This window comes from Rossellomorea aquimaris (assembly GCF_003315075.1).
Lineage (GTDB): Bacteria > Bacillota > Bacilli > Bacillales > Bacillaceae_B > Rossellomorea > Rossellomorea aquimaris_C.
Genome location: NZ_QNRJ01000046.1, coordinates 1 through 1558, shown reverse-complemented (window position 1 = coordinate 1558; position 1558 = coordinate 1). Strand labels below are relative to the sequence as shown.

The 1558-nt window shown below is 44.8% G+C and carries 1 protein-coding gene; it reads right to left on the bottom strand.

Annotated features, from left to right (window positions below; genetic code table 11):
- Positions 1–81 precede the first annotated feature (81 nt).
- A complete protein-coding gene (locus DET59_RS21320; RefSeq protein WP_113971589.1) occupies positions 82–1431 on the bottom strand; it encodes a transposase in 1350 nt (449 codons plus the stop codon).
- Positions 1432–1558: the final 127 nt, after the last annotated feature.

Sequence of the window (1558 nt, the reverse complement as noted above, 5' to 3'; positions counted from 1 at the left end):
AATTTCATAATGCGTACTTTTAAAAAATCATGGACGGGCCCAAAATAGGTAATTTCTTAAAAAAACGAATGAACTGGCTGATTATGCAACGTTGGTTTGGAGCGACTTTAAGCGATCAATCGCCAGTTTGGAGGCATTGTAAGCTAATTGAACCAAATCGACATGCAATTTGGCTTTCTCCCCGGTGCGATGATAGATCTGATTCAAGAGAAAATACCCTTTCAAATAGGCGTTGACCCTTTCAACGGCACTTCGTGTCTTGTAGAGCTGTTTCCATTTCAGCGAACCTCTTGCCGGCGCTGTATATTTTCGGAGATCATCCGTAATTTTCTTTTTGTAAACTTTCTGGCACAAGCTGTCGTGAGCCAACGGACAATCTGCGCATTCACTTGGCCTCGTGTACTTAATGGTTTCGTGCTTTTTATCGTAACTGTCGTACCGATAGCTATGTTCGTGGACGCAGGTCGGGGCAAAATGGCGATCAAATCCGATTGGGTCTGGTTCGTTCTTTTTATTGTAGGCAATGATCGATTGGGCGCCCATCCGATAAACTTGTTCGTAAATCGGAACGTAGTCGTACCCGGCATCCATCGTGGCGTAATTGATTTTGAGAGAAGCCAGTCGTTCCTTTATTCCTTTAAGCAGCGGAATGGCAGCCTTTCCGTCATTAAGATTGCCCGAAGAAAACAGGGATTGCAGAATGTATTGACTTTTCGCCCCAATGGCGAGATGGCATTTGAATCCATACCAGAAAACGTTCTTTCCTTCGCTATTCTTTTTCACTCCCCATTCGGAGTGTGTGGGAACAGCAGCACGTAATTCAAAAAGCGGAACATCCAGCTGATCGGCAATCTTCTTTTCATATAGGGGAAGATTTGCTTCTTCTTCCGCTTTTTCCAGCAGCCATTGTTCCCGTTCTTCTTTCTTTTTGCGCCCTCGCTTTTTCAGTTCTCTTTCGACCGTTTCTTTCTGTTGTGGCGCCCGGTCGCGCGACTCGACATGGGTGGCATCTATGGCAACAATTTCATCCGAGACGAATCCTTCAGACATGGCCATCAGCAGGGTACGTTCTTGAACAATTTCCAAGGCATCTGATTCACTGACCAACGTAATCATCCGTGAATAAGAAGCTTCGGATGGAATCTCATCCGACACCAAAAAGCCGCAGTCCACTTTGAAGCGCAAGTCATCCTCCAGTCGCTTGACCAAATCTTTGATGAAAGGAATTCGTTCTGTGATCCTCACAATCAGTGAATAGATCATCGCCGCGTAGTTTAAGGTCTGCGGTGGTCCGAAACGAGACTTTTTCGTTACGACATCAAGGATTGGATGGATGTCAACGCCCGATAAAATCGAGTTGAATCGGTGGGTAGGTTCCAAGTCATATAAAACTTGCATGTCAAACAGGCTTTCTTGTCGTATAATAGGCATAGGGCAACTCTCCAATCTGTTAATGTGTGTGTCGTAACTCTCATTATACAGGATTTGGGGAGGTGCTCTATTTTCTTGTCATTTTACCCTTAGAGCCGCAAGGGCTCAGAGTTATGAAATTAATTCA

What these genes read in the sequence shown, in the direction of transcription:
- DET59_RS21320 (WP_113971589.1), bottom strand. Translation starts at nt 1,431, where the DNA reads ATGCCTATTATACGACAAGAAAGCCTGTTTGACATGCAAGTTTTATAT.